Raw genomic sequence first — 25,336 nt, 5'->3', positions numbered from 1 at the left:
TTAAAGCGTAACCGGGTTTAGGTTACGCTTTTTTATTGCCAATAAAGTAGGTGCACGTTAAAGTAGCGCCCTCAATAGCCCTGATATATATTTTATGCACGCTGTACAGCAACTCCACCAATATCGTAAAAGCTTAAGCACAACTACCTATAAGTCGAGAGGTCAGCGCGTTATTCGCTGTGAACTGTGCCGTTTAGCAAAGCCTTTTTGTATTTGCGCTTTAGCACCAAAGGTTAGCTCACAAGCCGGATTTTTGATGTTGATGTACGATACTGAAGTATTAAAACCGAGTAATACCGGAAAGTTAATCGCAGATTTGATACCAGACAGCTTTGCCTTTCTTTGGTCAAGAACCCAAGTAAACCCCGATATTATTAGTTTATTAAATGATCCTATGTGGCAACCTATGGTCGTTTTTCCAAAAGCTTATGCGGGTGAAGAACGTGAAATTTTCGATAATGAAATTACAGTCACATCAGGAAAACGACCGTTATTTATTATGCTGGATGGTAGTTGGCGAGAAGCTAAAAAAATGTTTCGCCGCAGTCCTTATTTACAAAACTTGCCTGTAGTGTCATTTACTCCAAAAACGCCGGAGGACTCGACAGAGCTTAGCTCACGTTATCAAATTCGTTTGGCGGCTAATAATACAGAATTAGCGACAGCTGAAGTCGCTGCACAGGTTTTATCTCTAGCAGGAGAGCAAACTAATGCTGATTTACTCGATCTTTGGTTTGATGTTTTTAGTTATCAATATCAACGCGGTGTTTGCCAAATAAATAAAGCTAATCCAAATGCTGTGGCAGATTACACAGCGTTTGCCAAACTTAATGGCATCACTTTGGCTAAAGATATAACGAACTAAAGCAGTTTATTCTAAAAGCTTAATTTTAAATGCATGAAAACACTGCAGCTAAAGCAAAACTATTTTATAATAATGCACATTATTGAAACGAGGTTAATTTATGAAAATATGTGGTGTTGAATTAAAAGGTAACGATGCAATTATTTGTATCATGTCGCGGGAAAGTGGGTTGTACGACATACCAAAAACGCGCGTACAAAAAATTAGTCTTGTTGATGCTGGTGATGCAGAGCAAGTACAATACTTTCAGTTTGCTTTTGCCAAACTGATGGAAGATTATAAAGTTGATAAAGTGGTTATTAGAGGCCGAGCTTTAAAAGGCAAGTTTTCGGGTGGTCCAGTTGGCTTTAAATTAGAAGCAGCCATTCAATTGATAAAAGATTTACCTGTAGAAATATTGGCGGGTACTTTTATCAAAAAAGCATTAACACGCAGCCAAGTAGATATCGACTTTCGTGATACAGGTTTAAAGCAATATCAAGAAAGTGCGTTTGAAACAGTATTTGCTTTTTTTGAAGGCAGTATGTATTTACAATAAATACAAATGTTATAAACAGTTAATAAAAAGGGTCGCTATTTAGCGACCCTTTTTTCGTTTAGTTAACAGTTAAATTTTATCTTATTTACTTGTTAAACCTCGACGTTCTAGTAAAGGCTCTACTTTTGGATCTTGGCCTCTGAATCGACGATACATAATAGTTGGATCGTCAGTTCCACCACTTTCCAATACATGTTTACGGTATAACTCAGCAGTTTTTTGATCGAATATGCCATTTTCTTTAAAGGCTAACCAAGTATCAGCATCATAGATGTTTGACCAAATATAACCGTAATATCCAGCTGAATAACCACCAGAAAATATGTGAGAGTAATAACCTGTTTTATATCTAGGCGCGATTTGTTCAATCAGGCCAATTTCTTTTAATACCTTTTGCTCAAAAGCATTAGCATCTTGTAGCTCAGCTGTTTCTAATGAGTGCCAGCTCATATCAAGTAATGCAGCTGATAAGTACTCAGTGGTGCCAAAACCTTGATTGAACTTGCCAGAAGCTTGAATTTTTTCAACCAATGCTTGAGGAATAACTTCACCTGTTTGATAGTGTTTAGCAAAGTTTGCTAATACTTCAGGCTCAGTCATCCAGTTTTCCATGACTTGAGAAGGGTATTCAACATAGTCTCTAGGCAATGCAGTACCGGTTTGTGAGCGATAATAGCCATCTGATAATAAACCTTGAATCGCATGACCAAATTCATGGAATAAGGTTGATGCTTGATCAAAGGTTAGTAACGTAGGTTTGTCGCCAACAGGACGAGGATAGTTTAAGACATTATAAATAATAGGCGTAACATCTTCACCGTTCATACGATATTGCTTACGGAAGCTGCTCATCCAGGCACCGCCACGTTTGCTTTCACGAACGTAGTGATCTGTCATAAATACACCAATGTAACTTTCGTCACGATCGTACACTTCAAATGTACGAACTTCTGGATGATATTTAGGTAAGTCGTCGCGCTCTTTAAAAGTAACACCCCAAAGTTTTTCTGCGGTAAAGAAAACACCTTGTAGAGTCGCTTCTAGTGAAAAATAAGGTTTGGTTTCTGACGCGTCAATATCAAAGCGTTCTTTACGAATTTTTTCAGAGTAATACCACCAATCCCATGCAGCTACTTTGAAGTTGCCACCTTGTGCATCAATCATTTTTTGAATATCAGCCGTTTCTTCTTTTGCACGCTCAAGAGCAGCAGGCCATACTTTATTCAATAATTCGAAAACATTTTCTGGTGTTTTTGCCGTGGCATTTTCAAGCACAAAGTGTGCGTGAGTTTTATAGCCTAACAACTGTGCTTTTTGAAAACGAAGGCTCGCCATCTCGCTGGCAATAGCTTGGTTGTTATTGGCATTGTCGTTATTACCACGCATGGTATAACCTTTATAGATGGTTTCACGCAGTTTACGGTTGCTTGAGTAGGTTAAAAATGGATTTTTACTTGGGCGATGCGTGGTGAATACCCATTTACCTTCATGTCCGCGAGTTGTTGCTGTTTCACTTGCCGCCGCAATAATATCATCAGGTAAACCTGCTAAATCAGCTTTGTTGTCAATGACCATTTCAAAGCCGTTAGTTTCCGCAAGCAAGTTCTCTCCAAACTTTAAACTTAAACCACTAAGCTTTTCATTTAAATCACGCAGTGTGAGCTTGTCAGCATCGTTTAGGTTGGCACCACCTCTAACGAAGCTTTTATAGGTTTTTTCTAATAAAAGCTTTTGTTCTGTACGTAAATTGAATTTATCTTGATTGTTATAAACGTCTTTTACGCGCATGAATAGTGCGTCGTTAAGTGCAATGTCATCACCTAAAGCAGAAAGCTTTGGTGATATCTCTTTTGCAATAGCGCGCATTTCATCGTCTGACATTGAGCCTATTAGGCCATAAAAAGTGTTACTGACTTTATTTAAAAAATCACCTGACTTTTCCATTGCTACAATAGTATTTTCAAAAGTAGGGCGTGATTTCACTCTTGTTATTGCATCTACTTCTAGTTTATTTTGTGCAATGCCATGATAAAAAGCAGGTAAGTAGTGACTTTTTTTGATTTTATCAAATGGAGGAATACCATGAGGTGTATCATATTCAGAAAAAAATGGATTGCTTGCAGTTATGTCTACTTGTTCTACTTCAACAACGTTAGAAGTATCTATGTTTTGTTGGCAACCGGCTAAAGCGATAGCAATTGCCAATGGCGCTAGATAACGAATTTTCATTAAATGACCTTTATTAGTTTATGCCCAAGGGCTGATAAGGTTAATTCAAGGTGATAACTCACCAAGAAGTTGCACTGATTCTATGTTGCACAAGTGTTATGTACAAGAGCATGACTTAAAAATTCGATGAGTGGCTCGGTATGGGCGTTAAAACTCTGTCATATATAATATAAAACCGTTTTTAAATGACATTTAATTCATTGTATATTTCAGCGGTTAAAAATCACTCGACAAAATGTAGTTTAATTTGTAATATTAATTACGATGACTTTCGTATATTGAGTGGAATAATCATATCAAACGCTATATTTGTGCATAAGGATTTGAAAATGAATTATATAAAATGGTTTTTAACTTTTGCTATCGTACTATCCTTAGGTTGCTCGAGTGTTAAGGATAATAAAGTAAAACAAGCAAGGGTTAGCTTAAATAGTGATCTATTCTCACTGAATAACTTAGCACTCTCTGAAGATAGCTTATATGCACTTACTGAACGTCAGCAACAAACCTTTTTAAAGTTTCATCAACAAAAAATTGCTCAAGGTTATTTGCCACATGAAAGTGTAAGGCTATTCTTAGAAAATAAATTATCTCAATTTACCTATTATGGGCAAACTTATACTGCCAGTGAAGCTATGGCTAAAAATAGCGGTAACTGTATGAGCCTAGCAATATTAACCACTGCATTTTCTAGATTGGCTGGTGTTGAAATAGACTATCGAAAAATGAACTCACTACCCATTTATGAAAAGCATGGTAATGTGCTTTTGTCTTCAAGCCATGTCCAATCTTTACTATACGATCCTAGCTTTATCGCAGAAGAAGATTACTATTACATTTACCGTCCTGCTATTGTGATCGACTATTTTCCACAAGAAAGTAATATTCGTTCAAAAACTGTTAATTCAAATGAGTTTTTAGCCATGTATTACATAAATAAAGGGGCTGAATTTTATATTCAAAAAGACTTCGATAACGCATTTATTTATGCCGAGCATGCTTACATGTTGGATGAGAGTAATGTCTCATCAATAAATTTACTTGCTTTGTTACATAAGAAAAAAGGTGATATTGAAAGTGCAGAACGTTTGTATTTAGCCGCGATGGCAAGTGATGATGTCAATATTAGTGTGTTAGATAATTATGTTACTTTATTGAAACAGCAGGGTAGGTCAAAAGACGCTAAAGAGGTTAAATCTCAAATAGAAAATATTTACGATCCTAATCCATATCACTGGTTAGAAAAAGCTCAGTTTGCAAATTATAACAAAGACTATAGCGATGCAGAACGATATTACCGCAAAGTGATTAAGCTAGCGCCTTATGTCAAACAAGCGTATTTTGAACTGCACGAAGTTTATCTAGTACAAGGTAAGGTGCAATATGCAATTTCAACCTTAGAAGCATCATTACCTTGGTTACATGAGCCGAAACAAAAACGAAAATATAAAAAGCAATTATATCAGCTCACTGTCGCTATTTAGCTTGCAATAAGGGGGCAGACATACAACCTCCCTTATTGCGTTTTCCATCCAAAACTCATATCACTTGTTATTCATCGAGTTTTTTAACTATCTCTTTAACCGCCAGTTCAAGTCGCGGGTCGGTGATATCAGAGCTGGTATATTTGAATATCACTTGATTATTCTTATTGATAAAGTAGGTTGTAGGTGTGCCTCTTACGCCATAAAGCTTTGCAACTTCATCACCATTAACGGCGGTTGGAAATTTATAGCCCCGAGCAGCTAATTCATCTTGAGGAAGCGTACCTTCGTCTTCATTAAAACTAATAGCTACAAGTTTAACGCCTTGTTGTTGATACTTTTTCTCAAGTTCGACCAACTTAGGTTGAAGCACCTTACAGTAAGGACACCAAGTCGCCCAAAAATGAAGTATTGTTGCTTGCCCTTCAAATTGCGCTGAAGAAATACGCTCTCCTGATTGAGTTTTAAGATCCCAAGCTGGCGCTTGTGGGCAACAGGAGTTTCCTCTGCACTGGCACTTATCGAAAGTAAGCTCAATACTATAAAAGTGCCAGGGATTATTTTTTTACATAAGGTTTTTAGATAAATCAATTGCGTTGCTCAGTAAATTAAATATTGTCTATATAAATTGACCTTGCAAAGTCGATTATGGTTTCAAAAAATTTATTATATTTTAATCTCTTCTTTGTACTTTATTTTATTTTAGCTTCGTTCAGCTAAAATCATATCTGCTGCTTTAGCTGCAATCATCATCGTTGGTGCGTTGGTATTGCCGCTAATAAGTGTTGGCATTATTGAAGCATCGACAACCCTTAATTGTTTAATGCCATGAACCTTTAATTGCTCGTCGACTACTGATAATTCATCTTGGCCCATTTTGCAGGTGCCAACAGGGTGGTAGATGGTATTACACTTTTCTTTGAGAAACTGATGGATTTCTTGCTCTGAATTACAGTTTTCATCTGGAAAAATAAAATTAACATGAGTGGATGATAACGGGGGCGTAGATAATATCTTTTTAGCAATTCTAACCCCTTTGATCATGGTATCAATATCATCTTGATGGTCTAGCATATTCAATTGAATACGCGGATGTTGTGTTATTTTATTGCTGTTAAGCGTTACTGTGCCACGACTTTTTGGTCTAAGTAAACAAACATGTAACGATATACCATAGGTACAAAGTAACTTATGATTTCTGCCGTGATCGTCCATTGCAGCAGGTACAAAATGCAACTGTAAATCAGGTTCAGTGACAGTGGGATCTGATTTTATAAAACCACCAGTTTCAGCAATCACTGTGGTTAATAAGCCTTCGCGTTTTGTAATGAACTTCCAGGCTTCTTTTGCCCCCCACCAGATCGCTTTTGGTCGGTAGGCCAATAACTCAGTTCTTTTATGCTGAGCTACGTTAAGCACATCAACATGATCCTGTAAATTTTTTCCTACACCCTCTAATGAGTGTACAACTTCAATGTTATGTTTTTCTAATTCAGCTTTTGGCCCGATACCTGAAAGCATCAATAATTGGGGGGAATTTATTGTCCCCGCACTAACAATGACTTCGTGTTTAGCGATTAATTGCTTAACTTTGCCCTGATGTTTATAGATTACTCCCGTGGCAATGTTGTTATTAACGATCACTTTTTCAACTTGGGTTTGCGTAATAACGGTTAAGTTACTGCGGTGCAAATTAGGCGTTAAAAAGGCTTTTGCAGCACTATGTCTTAATCCCTCTTTTTGAGTAACTTGATAATAGCCAACACCTTCTTGCGATGGTCCATTGAAATCGACATTTTCAGGGTAGCCGGCTGCCACTGCAGATTGAATGAAATCTTCATTAATTGCGGGTTTAGAGACTGAGTCAGCAACATTTAAAGCGCCGCCGACACCATGAAACTCGTCAGCACCACGCTCTTGGTTTTCAAGGGCTTTAAAGTAGGGCAGAACATCGTTAAAGCTCCAACCTGTGTTACCTAAGCTTTGCCAATGATCATAATCTTGTTGTTGCCCTCTGACATAAAGCATAGCGTTGATTGAGCTACTGCCACCCAAGGTTTTACCACGCGGGGTGAAAATTTCTCTATTAATTAACGTTTTTTCTTGGTGGGAGTTAAATTGCCAATTTAGGGTATGACTTTGCAATAGCGCTATAATACCTATAGGTAAGTGGATTAACCAATTTTTATCAGCTTTACCGGCTTCTAACAGGCAAACACTGTGTTCACCACTTGCAGATAATTTATCAGCTAAAACACAACCAGCTGAACCAGCCCCAATGATTATAAAATCAAACGTTTCCAAACTACCACCTACATCAGCTTAAGCTAATTAATTATTATGAGTAACACATCAGACCACTATGATATAAAATAATTATATATTCAAGTAGCGTTATATTCACTCAAAAAAAAAGCTGAACGTCTGTTCAGCCTTTTTAAGAAATGATGTAAAGCACTCAATAATAGTAACGAGAGGCTATTTTAATCCAAGGACCTTTTTACCTTGTTTAAAAGTAATATCAACAGGGATTTTTGCTGTTTCTAAACTCGCTAAATCAGTGGCTAAACTGGCGTTGATAACGCCACTCTTTGCGACCAATTTATCAACCCTTGATAATCTCCGTTACCTTGTAACATTAAAATTAATTCAGAGAGTGAGTCAATCGCAGCGGTCATCTTCTCTACATTCACGCGATATAAACCTTGTTCATTGCGGGTGAATGCTTCATGTTCTGCAAAGTAGTTAAATCGAACCATATTAGCTTTACCATGAGCTGAACTTGCGCCAAAACGTACTGAGCGAAATATGCCGGTTAAGAAGGTCGTGTAGTAATCTTCAAGTGTGCCTTCGGTAATAACATTTTTCGCTAGCAATTGACGGATCATATAAAGACCTAATATATCAGCTTTGCCTTCTTCTAAAGCTGAAGCATGCTCTTTTAATGATTGGCGAACGCTGCCTTTGTTATTAATGGTGTTTTTAATACCGAGTCCGTGTGCGACTTCATGGAACATAGTATTGGCAAAAAAGGCCGTGAATGTTACATTCTTACGTTGTTCGGGTACGATCAATGTTTCGGCAATAGGGCTCATTATAGCGTCAAACTTTGCTCGCATAGCATTCTTTAATTGTAAGCGTCGAGTCCCCTTTTCTAATTGAACCTGTTCGTCATTTGGCAGGTTTATAGCGATTGTTTTACCACCAGCATTAGCATGACCCGCGTAATAAATAACATCATAAGCATTTAGGTCAGCATCTGAACCAGGCACTTCGGCTTTATATTTTTTGCTAACGGGTAAGCCACGTTGTAGCTCAGGCAAATACTCAGCGTATTTTGCAAGTTTTTCACTCCATGACATATCTTTGATCAGTACATATGATTCAAACGCTGCGCGATAACCAAAAAGCTGATCTTCATAAGTCTCAATCGGACCTATAACAATATCAATTGGGTTGCTTTTCATGTCCATCCAAGCAAAATCTGATGCTTGAAAGTCGTCATTACGAATCGCTTTAGCGCGCATATTTAGATAGTTAGCAAATTCTTTATTATCTGCGAAAGTAGCTGCTTTTTCTAAAATGACGGCAATACGGTTAATTTCATCACTGTAGGCTTCTGAAAAAGCAATGGTACTTAATTCACCATTTTTATTTCTGAGTACTAATGAATACAAGCCATTTTTATCTTCGAATGTGGCTTTTTCAAATTCTGCTTTGCTCATGTCGCTAGGGTAAAATTGAGCTCCAGGGCTTTTAGCTTTTATATTACTTAAAAAAGCTTGGTCGCCATTTAAGCGATCCCAAGGTCCATAATTAATACGAGCAAACTCTCTTACTTTTTCATCACTTATTGATGCTAAAAAGCTGTTTTTATCTTGTCCGAATGCTTGTTGCCAAAATAAACCATCAATAATGTCTGAAGCTTCAATCAGCAAAGACAGCATTTTTTTCTGATTACTGGATAGGTGCGATAGGTCAGCTGTCAAAGTAACGGTTTTATATATATCTAAGCGATCTTGATATTGAGGTAAAAGGTTAACAGTAGCCGATGTTGTTATTTCGGTGTTGTTGCCACCGCAAGCGGTTATTGTGCCAGCGATGAGTAGCATTGAAGCTATTTTTGAAAGTTTCATGTAAAGTTCTCTTTATAAATACCGGCTAGAGATTAACAAAATCTTTGATAAGCGCAAGTTTCAAGAGAAATTAAATACTATGGTTGAGGATTTTTAGACATAAAAAAACCGGCATAAGCCGGTTTTTTAATTCTTTATAAAAATTAAAGCGCTTTAATAGCAGCGTTTAAACGGCTCTTACTACGAGCGGCTTTATTTTTATGAATAAGACCTTTGCTTGCATAACGATCTAAAATCGGTGCAGCAGCAGCAAATTCTGTAGATGCTTTTTCTTTGTCACCGGCTTCGATAGCAGAAATTACTTTTTTAAGTAAAGTACGCATCATTGAGCGACGGCTTGCATTGTGTTGACGGCGCTTTTCAGATTGTATTGCGCGCTTCTTAGCAGACTTTGAGTTAGCCAAGGTGAACTCCTAAAATTGAATAAATATTGCCTAAATTTAAGGCGACGAAATATGCCTGTTTTTAACTGGTTTGTCAAATAATTTACTGCTTTAATTTGACCGTTCGGATAATTACCCGTTTGTATAAATAAAACCAATGGCGCATTCTAAAGTTTTTAGTTAAAAGTTGGAAGTGTTGTTGTACTTTGATTTAAACATTTTTTTAATTATTTTTAATTTTTATATGCATTTTATTAATAAAACTCCTGCTAAGCCTTATTTGGTGGGAGATCATGTTATTTATGACACAATAATTGTTAGGGCATTAAAGTATTGTCTATCAATTTGTAAAAGCCTCATAATAGGTGAATATCAGCTACTGGGCGGCAATTTACGGTTTTCTCGATTACACAATCTTGATATTAGCTGATTAATTAGGCGTTCCTATATCAAAAATATATCAAATAAAAAAATTAAAAAATAATGTTGAGGTTATCTGTTTGAGTAAAAAATTAATTAAGTCGGGACTTATTGTTAGTGCAATGACATTAATTTCTCGTGTTCTTGGCTTAGTACGAGATATTGTTATTGCCAACATTATGGGAGCGTCTGCATCGGCAGATGTGTTCTTTTTTGCAAATAAAATACCTAATTTTTTCCGTCGACTTTTTGCCGAAGGCGCTTTTGCTCAAGCCTTTGTTCCGGTATTAAGCGAATATCACACGCTTGATGAGGAACACACCACTAACGAAACTCGAAAACTTATTGCTCAAGTGTCAGGAACCTTAGGTGTTATTATCACACTGGTGACTTTATTTGGGATGATAGCTTCGCCGTTAATAGTGGCTTTATTTGGCTTTGGTTGGTTTTTAGATTGGCTAAATGATGGTCCCGCAAGTGATAAATTTGATCTAGCCAGTGTCTTACTAAAAATTACCTTTCCTTATTTGTGGTTCGTTAGTTTTACTGCACTTTCAGGGGCAATATTAAACACCTATGGCCGTTTTGCTGTATCAGCATTTACGCCTGTATTATTAAACGTAGGTATTATTGCCTGTGCTATTTACCTAGCACCTAACATGGAAAATCCTGCTTTCGCACTTGCTTGGGGGGTGTTTTTAGGTGGTTTTATTCAATTTGCATTTCAATTACCTTTCCTCTATCGCGCAGGTGCTTTGGTTAAACCTACTTGGTCATGGCACTCTCCTGGCGTAACAAAAATACGTAAGTTAATTCTTCCTGCTCTGTTTGGTGTCTCGGTAACACAAATTAATTTACTCCTAGATACTATTATCGCCAGTATGCTGATTACTGGCTCTATCAGTTGGTTATATTACGCGGATCGCTTATTAGAATTTCCTTTGGGTTTATTTGGCATTGGTATTGCGACTGTCATACTGCCCAGTTTAGCTAAACTTCATACAAAAAAAGACACGCAAGAATTTAGCGATACGGTAGATTGGGGACTAAGAATTGTCTCACTATTTGGCTGGCCGGCTCTAGCGGGGTTAATGGTGTTAGCACAACCCATCATTATGGTGTTGTTTATGCGTGGTGAGTTTACACAGTTTGAAGTTCTACAAGTGTCATACGCCTTGTTCGCTTATCTTTCTGGCCTGTTAAGTTTTATGTTCATTAAAGTGCTAGCGCCAGGTTATTACGCCCGCCAAGATACTAAAACACCCGTTAAGATAGCTATTAAGGCTATGGTGGCCAATATGGCCTTTAATTTAATGCTAGCACCGTTTTTTGGTTATGTAGGCTTAGCGATAGCGACCACGTTATCAGCCACACTCAATGCTATGATGCTTTATCACGGTTTAAAATCGGCTAATGTTTTTCAACTTTCAGGTAAAACTTGGTGGTTTATTTCTCGGCTGATCTTTTCAGCAGGGGTAATGGCGTTGATTGTAAATTATTTGTCACCTGAGTTTGATATTTGGCTTTCATATGGTTTCGTTAAGCAAGTTACACAACTTTTGATCTGCATTACTAGTGGTGTAGTGAGTTATGTCATTTGTTTAATATTATTGGGTGTGAGACTTTCAGATATTAAAGTGGCACAAAAAAACAGCTAATTAGCTTAATTTTTATCGTAAAATAAGTGCGGCTAAAGGCTGATTCTTATGACGGACTAATATATAATTCAGCGGTTTTTATTCTTTAATGATTTCGCGAGTAGTAAAGCGCTATGAGCAGTAAGGTTTTTTAATTTCATGCAATTAACACGTGGCATTCATAATATGCGTATTAGTGACGATAATAATCGTCAGGGTTGCGTGTTAACGATCGGTAATTTTGACGGCGTACATTTAGGTCATAAACAAGTCATTTTAGCGTTAGTTGCTAAAGCAAAAGAATTAAATTGTGAAGCAGCTGTGTTGGTATTTGAACCACAGCCACAAGAGCTTTTTTCTCCAGAAACCGCACCCGCAAGATTATGTCGATTACGCGATAAATATGTCTTATTAAAAAACTTAGGTATTGATAGATTAATTTGTATCAATTTTAACAAGAAATTTGCTAGTCTAACCGCCGAGACTTTTATTGAAGAGTTGTTAGTCAAACGCTTAGCTATTAAACACTTGATCGTTGGAGATGACTTTCATTTTGGTCAATACCGCCAAGGTGATTTCTCTATGCTTAAAGCCGCAGGCGAAAAGTTTGCTTTTTCAGTATCAGATACAGCAAGTCACAAGCTAGCGGGTTGCCGAGTTAGTAGTACAGCCATTAGGCAGTTGCTAGAAAATGATGACTTAAGCGGTGCGCAAACCATGTTAGGGCGTCCATACTCTATTATTGGAAAAGTATTTCATGGCGATAAACGTGGCCGTGAAATGGGCTTTCCAACCGCTAATATAAAATTAAAACGCCGTGTATCGCCTGTTTCAGGGGTTTATGTGGTACAAGTAAAAAGCCAATTTGGTGAGCATTATGGTGTTGCCAATATAGGTTCAAGACCGACAGTTGCCGGAATTAGGCAGCAATTAGAAGTACATATATTTAATTTTGATAACAATTTGTATGGTGCAATCATCGAAGTGGTTATGTTGAAAAAACTACGTAGTGAACAAAAATTTAGTTCGCTGCCTGCATTGATTGAACAAATTGGCATTGATACAGAACAAGCTCGCACTTTTGTGCAACATTTAGCGACAACTTAACACAACTATTTCAGATTGATAAACTAGTGATATGTTAAGTACCAGAATATAACACCACACTGAGCCAAGCTTTAGTGAGACTATGACAACGGATATTTATTTTAATGAGTGATTACAAGCAAACCCTAAATTTGCCCGCTACTTCTTTTGCAATGAAAGGTAACATGGCGAACCGTGAACCTAACATGCTAAAAGAATGGGCTGAAAAAGACTTATATGGTCAAATTCGCGCTGCTAAAAAAGGCAAAAAGTCATTTATATTGCATGACGGACCACCTTATGCCAATGGTGATATTCATTTAGGTCACTCTGTTAATAAAATTTTAAAAGACATTATAGTTAAGTCAAAAACTTTATCAGATTACAATGCGCCATACGTTCCAGGTTGGGATTGTCATGGTTTACCGATTGAATTGATGGTTGAGAAAAAAGTTGGTAAACCCGGTCATAAAGTATCAGCGAGTGTTTTTCGTGAGAAGTGTCGCGAATATGCTGCTAAGCAAGTCAGTGCACAGCGTGAAGATTTCAAACGTTTAGGTGTTTTTGCTGATTGGAATAATCCGTATCGTACGATGGATTTTGATACCGAAGCCAACATTATACGTTCATTAGGTAAAATTGCTGAAAATGGCCATTTACACCAAGGGTTCAAACCTGTGCATTGGTGTACAGATTGTGGTTCTTCTTTAGCTGAAGCTGAAGTTGAGTATCAAGATAAACAATCACCAGCGATTGATGTAAAATTTACTGTTGTTGATCAAAGCGTTGCTGACAAATTTAATCACCCAGAAGATCATCCAGGTGAAGGTTTAGTCTCCGTTGTTATCTGGACAACAACTCCATGGACCTTACCTGCTAACCGCGCAGTTTCAGTTAATGCAGAGGTAGAATACACCTTAGTACAATGTGATACCGAGCAAGGGAAAGAGCGCTTTATCTTAGCCTCTGATCTAGTGACTTCATGTATGGATCGTTTTGGTATCAGTAAATACCATGCATTAGGTTTTTGTAAAGGTAGCGATTTAGATTTAGTGCAACTTAAACATCCATTTTATGATTTTACCGTGCCGGTTATTTTGGGTGAACATGTTACCACTGATTCAGGTACCGGTTGTGTACACACCGCACCAGGTCATGGTGTAGAAGATTTTGTTGTTGGTAAGCTTTATAACTTAGAAGTTGCTAACCCTGTAGGCGCTAATGGCGTTTATTTAGAAGATACGCCATTGTTTGCTGGGCAACATGTTTTTAAAGCCAATGCAAATGTCGTTGAAACTTTAAAAGAACATGGCACATTAGTGCATCATCATGCGCTAGAACATTCTTATCCTCATTGCTGGCGTCATAAAACGCCATTGATTTTCCGTGCGACCCCGCAATGGTTTATCAGTATGGATAATAAAGGTTTACGTAAAGACTCTTTAAGCGAAATTGAAAAAACTCAGTGGATCCCTGATTGGGGTCAACGCCGAATCGAATCTATGGTAGAAGGTCGTCCAGATTGGTGTATATCACGCCAACGTACGTGGGGCGTGCCAATGGCATTATTCATTCATAAAGATACCGGTGCCTTGCATCCTCGCAGTATCGAACTGATTGAAACCGTTGCTAAGCGTGTTGAAGATAAAGGCATTCAAGCATGGTTTGATTTAGAAGCTTCAGAGCTGATAGGCAATGACGCACAAGAATACGTTAAAGTGCCTGATACCCTTGATGTTTGGTTCGACTCAGGTACAACGCATTACTCCGTTGTAAAAGCCCGTGAAGAATTTGATGGCATTGCTGATTTGTACTTAGAAGGCTCAGATCAACATCGTGGTTGGTTTATGTCTTCAATGATTTCGTCTGTGGCGATGAATGGCAAAGCACCTTATAAACAAGTGCTAACGCATGGTTTTGTGGTTGATGCTAAAGGTCATAAAATGTCGAAATCTTTAGGCAATGTAATTACACCTAAAGAAATTACCAACACACTAGGTGCTGATATTTTACGCTTGTGGACAGCATCGGTAAATTACACACAAGAAATCACTGCAGGCGATGAAATATTTAAACGCCAAGCAGATGCTTACCGTCGTATTCGCAATACGGCACGCTTTTTACTGTCTAACTTAAATGGCTTTGACCCTAAAACAGATTCAATTGCTTTAGATGATATGGTTGCACTTGATCGTTGGGCTTTAGATAAAGCTGCACAGTTACAAGCCGATATTATTGCCGCTTACGATGAATATGAATTTCACGTAGTCGTGCACAAGTTAATGAACTTCTGTACAACTGAGCTAGGTGGTTTTTATTTAGATATTATTAAAGATAGACAATACACAGCTAAAGAAGACAGTGTTGCACGACGTTCATGTCAAACGGCGATGTATTTAATTGCCGAGGCAATGACACGTTGGATGGCACCAATTTTGTCTTTTACTGCACAAGAAATTTGGCAGGCGCTACCAACAGCTTCAGATGAGACTCGTGAAGAATTTGTCTTCACTGGTGTTTGGTTTGATGGCTTACCAAAAACTTCAACCGACAGTGCTTTAAATAACGATTATTGGAACGAGCTTTTATTAGTGCGTACTGAAGTCAATAAAGCCTTAGAAAATGCTCGAAAAGAAAAGCAAGTAGGTAAAGCGCTAGAAGCCGCTGTAACATTGTATGCGACAAGCGAACTTGCAGAAAAACTACAGCAATTAGGTGAAGAGTTACGTTTTGTCTTAATCACTTCTAAAGCCGTTGTTAACGTCGTTGAAAGTGCACCTAAAGACACACTAGCTACTGAAGTCAAAGGTTTATGGTTAACTGTTGCACCAGCTGAAGGTGCAAAGTGTGATCGTTGTTGGCATGTTACTGAAGATATTGGTCAAAGCGAACAACACCCAGAGTTATGTGGACGTTGTATTAGCAACGTAGATGGCGAAGGCGAAGTACGTAAATTCGCTTAAGTTCAACCTGTGTTAATGCGATTAAAACTAAAACGTGCAGTGCTTTAAATAAGTCTGCACGTTTTCTAGTTATTAAAAGCTTGAAGTATTGCGTATTGAGCGCGAATAATAAAAGTGAAGTTTTTGTGTTATGAAAAATTTATTTACCCAAACAGGCTTACGTTGGTGGTGGTTAACCGCTATTTTTTTAATAGCTGATCAAGTAACTAAGCAATTAATAGTCAGTAATATGGACTTATATCAATCTATCGATATTTTGCCATTTTTCAACTTAACTTATGTACATAACCTTGGTGCAGCATTTAGTTTTCTTGCTGATCAAGGCGGTTGGCAACGTTGGTTTTTTACCGCAATCGCTGCCATTGCTAGTATCGTTTTTATTGTATGGTTAGCAAAAACACCTAAACAACAAGTGCTGTTGTCGGTGGCATTTGCGTTCATGTTAAGTGGCGCTGTTGGCAATCTTATTGATCGAGTATTATTTGGCTATGTAATCGACTTTTTAGATTTTTATGGCTTTGGTTATCATTTTCCTGCTTTTAATATTGCCGACTCCATGATTTTTATTGGTGCCGCTTTGATGATTTTTGATTCATTTAAAAACGGTGAGTCAAGCAAAACAAAACAAGATATTAACTCTTAAAGAGAACATTACATGACAAATTTAGTGACGGCATCATCAGAAATTATTGCTCATATTACAATGAAGCTAGCCGATGGCTCTGCGGCGGACAGTACCAAAGTTAATAAAAAGCCAGCAAAAATTATTATGGGTGATACTAGTATTTCACCAGCATTTGAAGCACAGTTGCTTGGTATGTCAGCAGGTGAAAGTAAAGAGTTTGTGCTAGCAGCAGTTGATGCCTTTGGTGAACCCTTACCAGAAAATATTCATTATATGGATATCAGCAAGTTCAGTGAAGAAGCACCAGCGAAAGTGGGCAATATTATAACTTTTACCCAACCGGGCGGTGAGTTACCTGGCATGATAAAAGACGTTTCAGGAAGTTCAGTGACTATCGATTTTAATCATCCTTTATCTGGACAAGAAGTTACTTTTGTAATTGACGTAGTCGACGTTATATAAGTAATCTAGTTAATTAAGTTAAGCAATTATTTAAGTTAAGCAATTATTTAATTTAAGACCTTATTTAAGTTACGCAGTTTAATAAGTTAAGCAACAATGAGAATGTTATGGAAATTATTTTAGCTAATCCTCGTGGATTTTGTGCTGGTGTTGATCGAGCGATAAGTATCGTTGACCGAGCATTAGATTTATTTGAAGCACCAATTTATGTCCGTCATGAAGTCGTTCATAACAAATTTGTGGTCAATGGTTTAAAAGATCGCGGTGCAGTATTTGTTGATGAATTAAATGAAGTGCCAGACGATAGTACCGTTATATTTAGTGCTCATGGTGTGTCTAAATTAGTGCGTAATGAAGCAAAAAATCGTGGATTAAAAGTTTTTGATGCAACTTGCCCATTAGTCACTAAAGTGCATATGGAAGTTTCAAGAACGAGTAGAAAAGACATTGAATGTATTCTTATCGGTCACGCTGGACACCCAGAAGTTGAAGGTACTATGGGGCAATATGAAAGTGTAGAAGGTGGTATTTATTTAGTTGAATCTACTGAAGATGTGGCAACACTTGAAATAAAAAATCCTGAAAAACTTTATTACTGTAGCCAAACTACATTATCTGTTGACGATACAAGCGATGTTATTGACGCACTAAGAAAGAAATTCCCATTAATTCAAGGTCCGCGTAAAGATGACATTTGTTATGCAACGCAAAATCGTCAAGATGCAGTAAGATCTATTGCAGAACAAGTGGAGTTGTTACTTGTTGTGGGTGCTAAAAATAGTTCAAACTCTAATCGATTACGAGAATTGGCTGAAAAAATCGGCACCACTTCTTATTTAATTGATACCGCCGCTGATATTGATGTTTCATGGTTAACTGATGTTAAAAAAATTGGTGTAACCGCTGGAGCTTCAGCACCTGCAATACTGGTTCAGCAAGTGATAGAAGCGCTAAAATCCTTTGGTGGACAAGAGGTTATTGAATACCCAGGGAAAGAAGAAAATACTGTATTTGCGGTGCCGATAGAATTACGCTAGTCTTAGGGTATATTATTTGCAGCTATTGCCTGTATTGGTTTTCTAAATTTTTTGAAATAAGAGACCATTTATATCTGCAAATTAACATTTTCGAGTAGTAAGGGCTAAAGTAAGAGAAATTACTCGTCATAATAAATTAAGGTATGGGTTAATGAAGTTCACCAATGTGATTTTTAACACATATAAATTACTGTTAAGTAGTGATTTTTCAAGTCCCTATCAAAACTTTTCTTTGTCTAGAATAAACCCTTTTAATCTATTTCTTTTTGCAATAATAACAACATTGTCTATATTTTATTTATTCATATTTGAAGGGAGATTAAATATTGAACAATACATTTTCACGTGTTCCCTCTAAAAAACCCTCGGTAAATAAAGGACTTACATTTATTGAAGTGTTGGTCGCTGTTTTCATTTTAGTAACCGGAATTTTAGGTGCTGTGGCTATGCAGGCATCAGCAAAGAAAGGCAGTTTTGATGCAATGCAACGTTCTGTTGCATCAGCGTTAGCACAAGATATTGTTGAGAGAATGCGAAGTAATAATGCAACGGCTCTCGCCGGATATGCAGCGACAGACTATGGTGTACAACTCGATACACCACCCGATAAACGATGCAATACAATTGCGGGACTATGCTCTCCAGCCGAAATGATGGGGAATGATAGATATGAATGGGAAGTTTCTCTTATGGGGGCTGATGTTGTTAATGGCGGCAATAACCGTGCTGGCTTAACGGGCGTTCGGGGATGTATTAGCCAAGCAGCAAATGCGGTAACTGTTGTTGTAAGTTGGGAAGGTCGAACAGATATTGCTGATGCTAAAAAAGATAGTTGTGGCACCGCTAGTACCAAAAGGCGACAAGTTATTGTTAAGGCGTTTATAAATTAATATGAAAAAACAACTCGGTTATACCTTAATTGAAATATTTATTTCCTTGGCTATTGGCTTAGCACTTTTTGCTGGTATTTTAAGTGTTTTCGTGGGTATGAAAACGACTACTCAAGAAACAGCAACTTATGGCGAATTACAAGAAAACGGTCGTTTTGCATTAAGTGTGCTAAGTGATGACTTATTAAGACAAAATTTTTGGGGCGATTATACCGGTACATTAGATAACTCAATGCTAAATTCAGTGCCGGGTGCACCAGGTAATGAATGCCTTGGTGAGGGCTTAAATAATGGTACTTTTCCTAACGCGATAGGGCACTTTAGAACTATATGGGGCCAAGAAGTAACATCTAGCGCTATTATGGGATGTATCGACGATGCAAAAGTAGGCTCTGATATTATTCAATTAAAACGCGCTATATCTAATCCATTAGCATTAAGCTCAAACGATAACTATTATATTGTTTCAAACCTAAATGAAGCCGAAATTTTCACAGGTGGAGCGATTCCATTGGTTGCTAATAGTCAGCTGTGGGAATATCAACATCATATATACTACGTAAGAGATGAAGCGCAAGGTACTAATATAGTACCCGTTTTAATGCAAGGTCGCTTAACGACTAATATGACATTCGATCCTATTATTGATGGTATTGAAAGAATTCGCTTTATGTATGGCATAGATACCGACATTCCAGGAAATTCTGGTTATGGAATTGTTGATACCTTTGTATCTGCAGATAACATGACGTTAGCCCAATGGGATAATGGTAATAATAACCGGATATTAGCCGTACGAATTTATGTGTTGGCCAGAAGTATTCTCCCTGATATCAAATATACTAATACCAATACCTATAATCTGGGTGATGTGCCCGTTACGTTTAATGACAACTATCGTCGATTACTCTTTAATTCAACCATAACTTTATATAATGCAGGAGTCGACTCATGGTAAATCATAATTATGAGCGTAATGTATTTAATAATAATCGAAGCTTAGGTAAACAAACTGGAGTTGTGTTAATTGTTGCGCTTGTTTTTTTAATTGCGCTAACCGCAGTTGCTGCGGCTTTGATGCAAAATTCAACCACTGATATGAAAATGTCAGGTGCAAGTGAAGAAAAAGTTGTTGCTACACAAGAAGCTATAAGTGCTAGTGACGAGGTGATATTTCGACAAGTGAATGCCGATGTCGGAAATAATAGATTTGCATCACCTGTCGTTCGTTTTCAAGACGACGATTTTAGAAATGTTACTGGTAGTTTAGGTATTACAAATACTGGTAATGATACTACGGCAAATATCGATATTGCCAATAATGAACTTGAGCTAGAACCGGATTGCCCCCACTCCAGATCTGCTTCATCAGCCCAAGTATTTACTTGTAATGTTATACGCGTGCAAGTGGTCCGTAAATATGGACGAAAAAACACCAACGAAGTTGAAGTAAATACAGGTGTTGCCCAGCAACTTTTACGATAATTTTTTGGTGTTCAGCTAAATACTGGAGTTAATAAAATGAAAAAATTTCTGTCTACTAGTCTACTGCTTTTAGTCTCAACTGTATCTTTTAGTGAGGATATAGAATTATACGTTAGCAATGCTGTAAAGCTTGCTGGTAGTAAAACCCAAGTCCTGATTATTTTTGATAACTCAGGTAGTATGGGGACCACACTTTCTGTAAATGAAGACTATGATCCTTCGGTAACTTACCCCGCGATCGGCAATGACAACTCATTAGATGAACGTTTTATTTACTTTACAAAAGGCGGAAGTGATGGAGGCTCAGGTTTACCTGTACCGGATAAAAATAATGAATCCCGTCGTTTTCTAGCATCCATTAATAGTTGTGAAACAGCGAGAAAAATTTTAGATGAAACTGGATTTTACTCAGGGCATATTCGAGAATATAGCTTTAAAGGCACATCGGGTAGTTGGAATGAAATTCCGGATAATAATGGCGCTAATATAGATGTTATTGATTGTGAAGATGATGTTTTAAAATCCGATCCTAACAATATTGACAGTTTACCTGATGGTTACCCGATTGATTATCTTGGTACTAAATTTCTCCCTATTTATCATAGTCCTTTACTAGCAACTTCTAACGTTGAATGGTCTGGTCAGTATGTAACACTTTATTCTGATAATTATTTACGTTGGCATCATGGCGAAACTATTGCACAAACACTGACAACGCGCATGGAAATCGCGAAAAAGAGTATTGCTAATGTAGTTAAAGCTGCGCCATCGATCGATTTTGGCTTAGAAGTGTTTAATTATAACTACGGTGATGCTGCTAACCATCCTAACGGAGGGCGTGTTGCTTTTGGTATCCAACAAATGAACGATACTAGCGAAGCTAATTTTCTCGATATTGTAAATAATAAAGTTTCTGCGAGAACTTGGACGCCTTTGTGTGAATCGCTTTATGAGGCTCAACAGTATTTTGCGGGTAAAAATGTTGAATTTGGTGATGATGATGTTGACCTTTATTATCAAGGTGGAGGTCTTGCCTATAGAAAAAATGTTCCGCCTCGGGATACTACAATAGAGTCATCAGGAAAATATAATAGCCCTTTTTCAAGTTGTAGTAGTAAAGCCTTTGTTATTTTAATTACTGATGGTGCTCCTACTTATGATAATGGTGCCGATAGTAAAATTGAAGCATTAACCACCGTTGATGAAGGTAAAACAGTTAACTTTAGTGGTAGTAAGTTTGGTGGTAACTATTTAGCGGGTCTTGCTGAATGGATGAATGAGAATGATCTCAATACTACTCTACCAGGTAGACAAACAGTTTCAACTTACACCATAGGTTTTAGTGAAGGGGCACTTGATGCTGCGCCGTTATTAAAAAGAACAGCTAGATTAGGTGGAGGAGACTATTATCCTGCTACAGATAGTGCTCAACTTACCTCAGCACTTTTGAATGCATTAGAAAGTTTAGAGCCTAGTAATGATAGTTTAACTTCTGCATCTGTAGCTGCGAATAACTTTGACCGAACTGAAACCTTAAATTCGGTTTATTATGCCATGTTTCAACCTGAGAACGGACCGCGTTGGCAAGGTAACCTTAAAAAATATAAGGTGGTTGACGGTAATCAAATCGGTAAGCATGGCAACTTAGCGCTTGATGCAAGTAGTGGTCATTTCTCTCCAGATGTAACGAGCTTTTGGTCGACAGATAATGCCAAAGATGGTGATGATGTGCCAGATGGTGGCGTTGCAGATATGCTACGTAACAAAACTAATCGCGTAGTTTATAGTGATATTGGCACAAGTGGTGCTTTGGCATTATTAACAAAAACACAGGCAGAAACTTCGTTTGGAGGTAGCACAGAGCTAGCTACAGAAATGGATGTGCATGTTGATGATGTAGATTCTTATTTAAGTTGGGCCAAAGGTACTAATGTCGATAATGTAAAATTACCCGATGGTACTGAGCCCACTATTCGTCCCGATGTTTTTGCTGATCCTCTTCATTCTAAACCCCTTGTAGTTAATTATGGTGATAGCATTCGTATTGTTATTGGTACTAATGCCGGTATGCTTCACATGTTTGAAGATAAAGGTGACTCAGTAGATGAAAACTGGGCTTTTATGCCAAAAGAGTTTCTCAAAAACATTAAGCCATTAAGACAAAACTATTCTACAGCTGAAAAAATTTATGGTGTAGATGGCAATATAACGTCATATACACAAGATAAAAATGGTGATGGTATTATTAATGGTACAGATAAAGTTTGGATCTTTTTTGGTCTTCGTCGCGGAGGCACTTCATATTACGCGTTAGATATTAGTGACCCTAGTGCGCCAGGCAAACTTTGGCATATCGATGCTTCATCAACTGGCTTTGGTGACTTAGGGCAATCATGGTCTCAACCTAAGCTCGGTTATTCTAAAGCAAATATTTCCGGTTCAGGGGATTCTGCTGTTGCCGCACCGGTACTGTTTTTCGGTGGTGGTTATGACGCAGGCAAAGATGCAAGCGGTCCTGGGACCCCAGATACCAAAGGTCGTGCTATTTATATGGTCGATGCTCAAACCGGAACGCTAAAATGGAGCTTAGCAGCTGAGAATGCAAGCACAACGTTCAGTGGCACCGATAGTATTCCATCGAGCATAGCGATTCTTGATAGTGATGGAGACGGTTTAACAGACAGACTTTATACCGGTGACACGGGTGGTAATGTTTGGCGTGTCGATATGCCAAGTGGAAATCCAGGTGACTCAGAAGACCCATGGACAGTGTTTAAATTAGCTGAGTTGGGTGGAACTACCAATAGTAATGATTTACGCTTTTTTAATGAACCATCTATTGTACGTACTTTTGTTAGTGAAACTATTGAAACTACCGTTACAGATAAGGATGGTCAAACTCAAACAATCGTGAGTCACCAAGAAAAACCCTACGATGCCGTTCTTATAGGTAGTGGAGACAGATCCAACCCGTTGGGTGACGACACAAGTGATACATTTTTTATGATTAAAGATGAGCACATAAAGACTAAATCATTTTTTACTTCGGTTGAACCTGTAGCACCGGCTGCGCTTTTAAAAAGTGATTTGTATGACTACACAGATAACCCTTTTGGTCAAACTCTGACTACTCAAGCGCGAGAAACATTAGCTATTGCAGTGAGTAAAAAGTCTGGTTGGTATATCGAACTAGAAGGCTCAGGTGAAAAGAGTACGGCAGAAGCCATTGTTATCAATGGTGTCGCTTTTTTTACAACATTTATTCCACCTAATTTAGATCCTAATATTGTGCGATGTGAGCAGCCTAACGGTACTGGCCTGTTATACGCTGTTGATTTAGCTCTAGGTACGGCAGTATATAACTGGAAGACAAATGATGGAACTGGTGATGGTACTGGCGTTGGTGATGGTACCGGCACTGTTGAAGGTCCGCCTGCAGATGCTACAAGGAGTATAGTTATTAGTGAGCAATTTTTAGGTGCACCTACACTCATTGTGGTTCCTGATGCAGCAGGGGAAACTATAGGTAATATTATTGTTGGCCGAAAAGTTGTAAATACTCCTTTTACCCTGCAAACGATGAGAACCTACATGTATATTAAAGAGGAGCAATAATGCAAAAAGTAAAACGGATTAATGGTTTTACATTAATAGAGTTGTTAATAGCAGTTGCTATAGTTGCTATTCTAGCCGCTGTAGCATTTCCTTCTTATACTGACTTTGTCGCCCGCTCAAATCGCACAGAGGCTCAGCGAGAGTTACTAAGAATTGCTAATATGCAAGAGCAGTTCTTCGTTGATACCAGAGCATATACCTCAGATATGAATAACCTGGGGTTAGGTAACGATCCATTTATCACTGAAAATGGTTATTACAGTATAGATGCGGCCTTAGCTAATGGTGGTTTTGTACTAACGGCAACGGCACTTGAGCCGCAAAAAACTAATGACAGCAATTGCCCAACCTTATCCGTGAGTGAAACGGGGCAAAAATTACCGGCAAGCGCCTGTTGGGAGCAATAACATGAAAATGAAAATATACTTAATTACCTTAATCGTTTTAATAAATGCGAGTTTTGAAGTTTCTGCTGCTAATAAAGTGGATAAAAATTATAACGTAGATGCTAAATGCTATGTAGAACTTGCTGATGGTGAAAGAGTAATTTATTTGGCTACTGTAAAAGAAAATCAAGTTAATAAATTAGTTGATACCTTAGCGGGTAAAAAAATACCGACACCTTATGCTAAAAAGAAGCAGCAGGTTCAACTGGCATTTGAATGCGTATTACTTGAGTCAAAATTCAACTCAAGTAAAGCAAATGAATTATTTGAAAAGCAACCGAGATAAGTCGTCGATATTGTTAGTTGTTACTAAATTAATTTAGTTAACGTCGTTATTATAAATGCCCAGTAACATTACTGGGCATTTATGTATTAACTACATGAAACTGATGTGCCATTTCTATTATTGTCTTTACCATCACTATTCGTATCTGTCGTCGCATAAACGCGTCCAGACAAGGATACCTCAACACCGCGAGAAAAATCATTATTGTCTTTAGGGCAGTAACTAAAGTTGCCATTACCGCCTGATACTAATCGACCCGTCGGGGCAAATATTATAATATTTTGGCTAAACTGTAGCGTATCACCGTTGGATATTTTTCCTTTCACCTTTATTAACTCTTCATTGGCGCTAACATAATTACTGTTATTCGCTAATGTATTATCACTATTAATAAAGACACTAATTTCATTTTGCCAGTTTGTAGTACATATTGTGCCACTTAATGGGCAAATAGTGACATTTTTACCACTATTTATAGCACTATTTCTTGCGGCTAATAATAGCCGATGTATTTCGCTTACTTCATTATCGACTCTTGATTGCACCATAAACTGACCTAAACTTGGTCCTGCAATAGCGGTTAATATGCCAATAATAGCAATGCCAATAAGCAACTCGGCGATTGTGAATCCTTTAATAAACTTAGGACTTATAGATTTTTTTATAGATAACTTAGACATAACTACAGCTACAGTTAAGGTTGATGCTTTATTTATAACATTGTTACTTATGCTCAGCTAGCAAATTCT

20 protein-coding genes and 1 pseudogene are annotated in these 25,336 nt (G+C 37.7%); 15 read left to right on the top strand and 6 right to left on the bottom strand.

Features of this window, described 5'->3' with window-relative positions; genetic code table 11:
- The first annotated feature begins 94 nt into the window (after window positions 1-94).
- Together DBO93_RS12780 and DBO93_RS12775 are read left to right on the top strand one after the other, a co-directional pair.
- Window positions 95-865 carry a tRNA-uridine aminocarboxypropyltransferase gene (locus DBO93_RS12780; RefSeq protein WP_108456689.1) on the top strand — a complete coding sequence of 257 codons (771 nt, stop codon included), beginning with the start codon at window positions 95-97 and terminating at the stop codon, window positions 863-865.
- A 100-nt stretch (window positions 866-965) separates the two neighbouring features.
- A complete protein-coding gene (locus DBO93_RS12775) occupies window positions 966-1,403 on the top strand; it encodes a DUF3010 family protein (protein ID WP_108456688.1) in 438 nt (145 codons plus the stop codon).
- A gap of 81 nt (window positions 1,404-1,484) precedes the next feature.
- Here the strand turns inward: DBO93_RS12775 and DBO93_RS12770 are convergent, their stop codons facing one another.
- The gene (locus DBO93_RS12770) at window positions 1,485-3,632 is read right to left on the bottom strand and encodes a M3 family metallopeptidase (protein WP_108456687.1); all 2,148 of its coding nucleotides are present in this window, start codon (window positions 3,630-3,632) and stop codon (window positions 1,485-1,487) included.
- Between the two features lie 329 nt (window positions 3,633-3,961).
- On the opposite strand from DBO93_RS12770, the gene DBO93_RS12765 reads away from it, so the two are divergent.
- On the top strand, window positions 3,962-5,116 hold the full coding sequence (locus tag DBO93_RS12765) for a hypothetical protein (RefSeq protein WP_162533787.1): 1,155 nt from the start codon (window positions 3,962-3,964) through the stop codon (window positions 5,114-5,116).
- A gap of 67 nt (window positions 5,117-5,183) precedes the next feature.
- On the opposite strand, the gene DBO93_RS12760 is transcribed toward DBO93_RS12765, so the two are convergent.
- From DBO93_RS12760 to rpsT, 4 genes and pseudogenes are all read right to left on the bottom strand, one after another.
- On the bottom strand, window positions 5,184-5,654 hold the full coding sequence (locus tag DBO93_RS12760) for a TlpA disulfide reductase family protein (RefSeq protein ID WP_108456685.1): 471 nt from the start codon (window positions 5,652-5,654) through the stop codon (window positions 5,184-5,186).
- A 164-nt stretch (window positions 5,655-5,818) separates the two neighbouring features.
- The gene (locus DBO93_RS12755; protein ID WP_108456684.1) at window positions 5,819-7,420 is read right to left on the bottom strand and encodes a choline dehydrogenase; all 1,602 of its coding nucleotides are present in this window, start codon (window positions 7,418-7,420) and stop codon (window positions 5,819-5,821) included.
- A gap of 174 nt (window positions 7,421-7,594) precedes the next feature.
- A pseudogene (locus tag DBO93_RS12750) lies at window positions 7,595-9,252 on the bottom strand (Zn-dependent hydrolase).
- A 143-nt stretch (window positions 9,253-9,395) separates the two neighbouring features.
- The gene (gene rpsT / locus DBO93_RS12745; protein ID WP_108456683.1) at window positions 9,396-9,656 is read right to left on the bottom strand and encodes a 30S ribosomal protein S20; all 261 of its coding nucleotides are present in this window, start codon (window positions 9,654-9,656) and stop codon (window positions 9,396-9,398) included.
- A gap of 479 nt (window positions 9,657-10,135) precedes the next feature.
- On the opposite strand from rpsT, the gene murJ reads away from it, so the two are divergent.
- The 12 genes from murJ to DBO93_RS12685 all read left to right on the top strand — a co-directional run bounded on the left by murJ (window position 10,136) and on the right by DBO93_RS12685 (window position 24,587).
- Entirely contained in the window at window positions 10,136-11,713 is a 1,578-nt protein-coding gene (murJ, locus tag DBO93_RS12740; RefSeq protein WP_108456682.1) for a murein biosynthesis integral membrane protein MurJ, read from the top strand.
- Window positions 11,714-11,851: 138 nt separating this feature from the next.
- Window positions 11,852-12,799 carry a bifunctional riboflavin kinase/FAD synthetase gene (gene ribF, locus DBO93_RS12735; RefSeq protein ID WP_108456681.1) on the top strand — a complete coding sequence of 316 codons (948 nt, stop codon included), beginning with the start codon at window positions 11,852-11,854 and terminating at the stop codon, window positions 12,797-12,799.
- Window positions 12,800-12,903: 104 nt separating this feature from the next.
- Entirely contained in the window at window positions 12,904-15,741 is a 2,838-nt protein-coding gene (ileS, locus tag DBO93_RS12730) for an isoleucine--tRNA ligase (RefSeq protein WP_108456680.1), read from the top strand.
- Window positions 15,742-15,871: 130 nt separating this feature from the next.
- Window positions 15,872-16,384, top strand: coding sequence for a signal peptidase II (lspA, locus tag DBO93_RS12725; protein ID WP_108456679.1), 513 nt, complete (start codon window positions 15,872-15,874; stop codon window positions 16,382-16,384).
- Window positions 16,385-16,396: 12 nt separating this feature from the next.
- Window positions 16,397-16,828: an FKBP-type peptidyl-prolyl cis-trans isomerase gene (gene fkpB / locus DBO93_RS12720; RefSeq protein WP_108456678.1), complete on the top strand. Its 432-nt coding sequence runs from the start codon at window positions 16,397-16,399 to the stop codon at window positions 16,826-16,828.
- A 107-nt stretch (window positions 16,829-16,935) separates the two neighbouring features.
- On the top strand, window positions 16,936-17,865 hold the full coding sequence (ispH, locus tag DBO93_RS12715) for a 4-hydroxy-3-methylbut-2-enyl diphosphate reductase (protein WP_108456677.1): 930 nt from the start codon (window positions 16,936-16,938) through the stop codon (window positions 17,863-17,865).
- A gap of 326 nt (window positions 17,866-18,191) precedes the next feature.
- Window positions 18,192-18,755 carry a type IV pilus modification protein PilV gene (gene pilV / locus DBO93_RS12710; RefSeq protein WP_162533786.1) on the top strand — a complete coding sequence of 188 codons (564 nt, stop codon included), beginning with the start codon at window positions 18,192-18,194 and terminating at the stop codon, window positions 18,753-18,755.
- A 1-nt stretch (window position 18,756) separates the two neighbouring features.
- Entirely contained in the window at window positions 18,757-19,713 is a 957-nt protein-coding gene (locus DBO93_RS12705) for a PilW family protein (RefSeq protein ID WP_108456675.1), read from the top strand.
- On the top strand, window positions 19,707-20,240 hold the full coding sequence (locus DBO93_RS12700) for a pilus assembly PilX N-terminal domain-containing protein (protein WP_108456674.1): 534 nt from the start codon (window positions 19,707-19,709) through the stop codon (window positions 20,238-20,240). The genes DBO93_RS12705 and DBO93_RS12700 overlap by 7 nt, the downstream gene beginning before the upstream one ends.
- Before the next feature lie 36 nt (window positions 20,241-20,276).
- Window positions 20,277-23,855 carry a PilC/PilY family type IV pilus protein gene (locus DBO93_RS12695; RefSeq protein ID WP_108456673.1) on the top strand — a complete coding sequence of 1,193 codons (3,579 nt, stop codon included), beginning with the start codon at window positions 20,277-20,279 and terminating at the stop codon, window positions 23,853-23,855.
- Window positions 23,855-24,262, top strand: a complete 408-nt coding sequence (locus DBO93_RS19120) for a type IV pilin protein (protein WP_108456672.1) — start codon at window positions 23,855-23,857, stop codon at window positions 24,260-24,262. Before DBO93_RS12695 ends, DBO93_RS19120 begins: the two co-directional genes overlap by 1 nt.
- Window position 24,263: 1 nt before the next feature.
- Window positions 24,264-24,587: a TapY2 family type IVa secretion system protein gene (locus DBO93_RS12685; RefSeq protein ID WP_108456671.1), complete on the top strand. Its 324-nt coding sequence runs from the start codon at window positions 24,264-24,266 to the stop codon at window positions 24,585-24,587.
- Window positions 24,588-24,673: 86 nt separating this feature from the next.
- Here DBO93_RS12685 and DBO93_RS12680 read toward each other — a convergent pair whose 3' ends face one another.
- Entirely contained in the window at window positions 24,674-25,267 is a 594-nt protein-coding gene (locus DBO93_RS12680; RefSeq protein WP_108457837.1) for a GspH/FimT family protein, read from the bottom strand.
- Window positions 25,268-25,336: the final 69 nt, after the last annotated feature.

This window comes from Colwellia sp. Arc7-D, assembly GCF_003061515.1.
Lineage (GTDB): Bacteria > Pseudomonadota > Gammaproteobacteria > Enterobacterales > Alteromonadaceae > Cognaticolwellia.
Note: the sequence above shows the minus strand (reverse complement) of the source record. Positions and strands in the feature narration are given on the sequence as shown.

Coding starts and splice junctions, on each gene's coding strand:
- DBO93_RS12780 (WP_108456689.1), top strand. CDS start 95: ATGCACGCTGTACAGCAACTCCACCAATATCGTAAAAGCTTAAGCACA.
- DBO93_RS12775 (WP_108456688.1), top strand. CDS start 966: ATGAAAATATGTGGTGTTGAATTAAAAGGTAACGATGCAATTATTTGT.
- DBO93_RS12770 (WP_108456687.1), bottom strand. CDS start 3,632: ATGAAAATTCGTTATCTAGCGCCATTGGCAATTGCTATCGCTTTAGCC.
- DBO93_RS12765 (WP_162533787.1), top strand. CDS start 3,962: ATGAATTATATAAAATGGTTTTTAACTTTTGCTATCGTACTATCCTTA.
- ribF (WP_108456681.1), top strand. CDS start 11,852: ATGCAATTAACACGTGGCATTCATAATATGCGTATTAGTGACGATAAT.
- ileS (WP_108456680.1), top strand. CDS start 12,904: ATGAGTGATTACAAGCAAACCCTAAATTTGCCCGCTACTTCTTTTGCA.
- lspA (WP_108456679.1), top strand. CDS start 15,872: ATGAAAAATTTATTTACCCAAACAGGCTTACGTTGGTGGTGGTTAACC.
- fkpB (WP_108456678.1), top strand. CDS start 16,397: ATGACAAATTTAGTGACGGCATCATCAGAAATTATTGCTCATATTACA.
- ispH (WP_108456677.1), top strand. CDS start 16,936: ATGGAAATTATTTTAGCTAATCCTCGTGGATTTTGTGCTGGTGTTGAT.
- DBO93_RS12705 (WP_108456675.1), top strand. CDS start 18,757: ATGAAAAAACAACTCGGTTATACCTTAATTGAAATATTTATTTCCTTG.
- DBO93_RS12700 (WP_108456674.1), top strand. CDS start 19,707: ATGGTAAATCATAATTATGAGCGTAATGTATTTAATAATAATCGAAGC.
- DBO93_RS12695 (WP_108456673.1), top strand. CDS start 20,277: ATGAAAAAATTTCTGTCTACTAGTCTACTGCTTTTAGTCTCAACTGTA.
- DBO93_RS19120 (WP_108456672.1), top strand. CDS start 23,855: ATGCAAAAAGTAAAACGGATTAATGGTTTTACATTAATAGAGTTGTTA.
- DBO93_RS12685 (WP_108456671.1), top strand. CDS start 24,264: ATGAAAATGAAAATATACTTAATTACCTTAATCGTTTTAATAAATGCG.
- DBO93_RS12680 (WP_108457837.1), bottom strand. CDS start 25,267: ATGTCTAAGTTATCTATAAAAAAATCTATAAGTCCTAAGTTTATTAAA.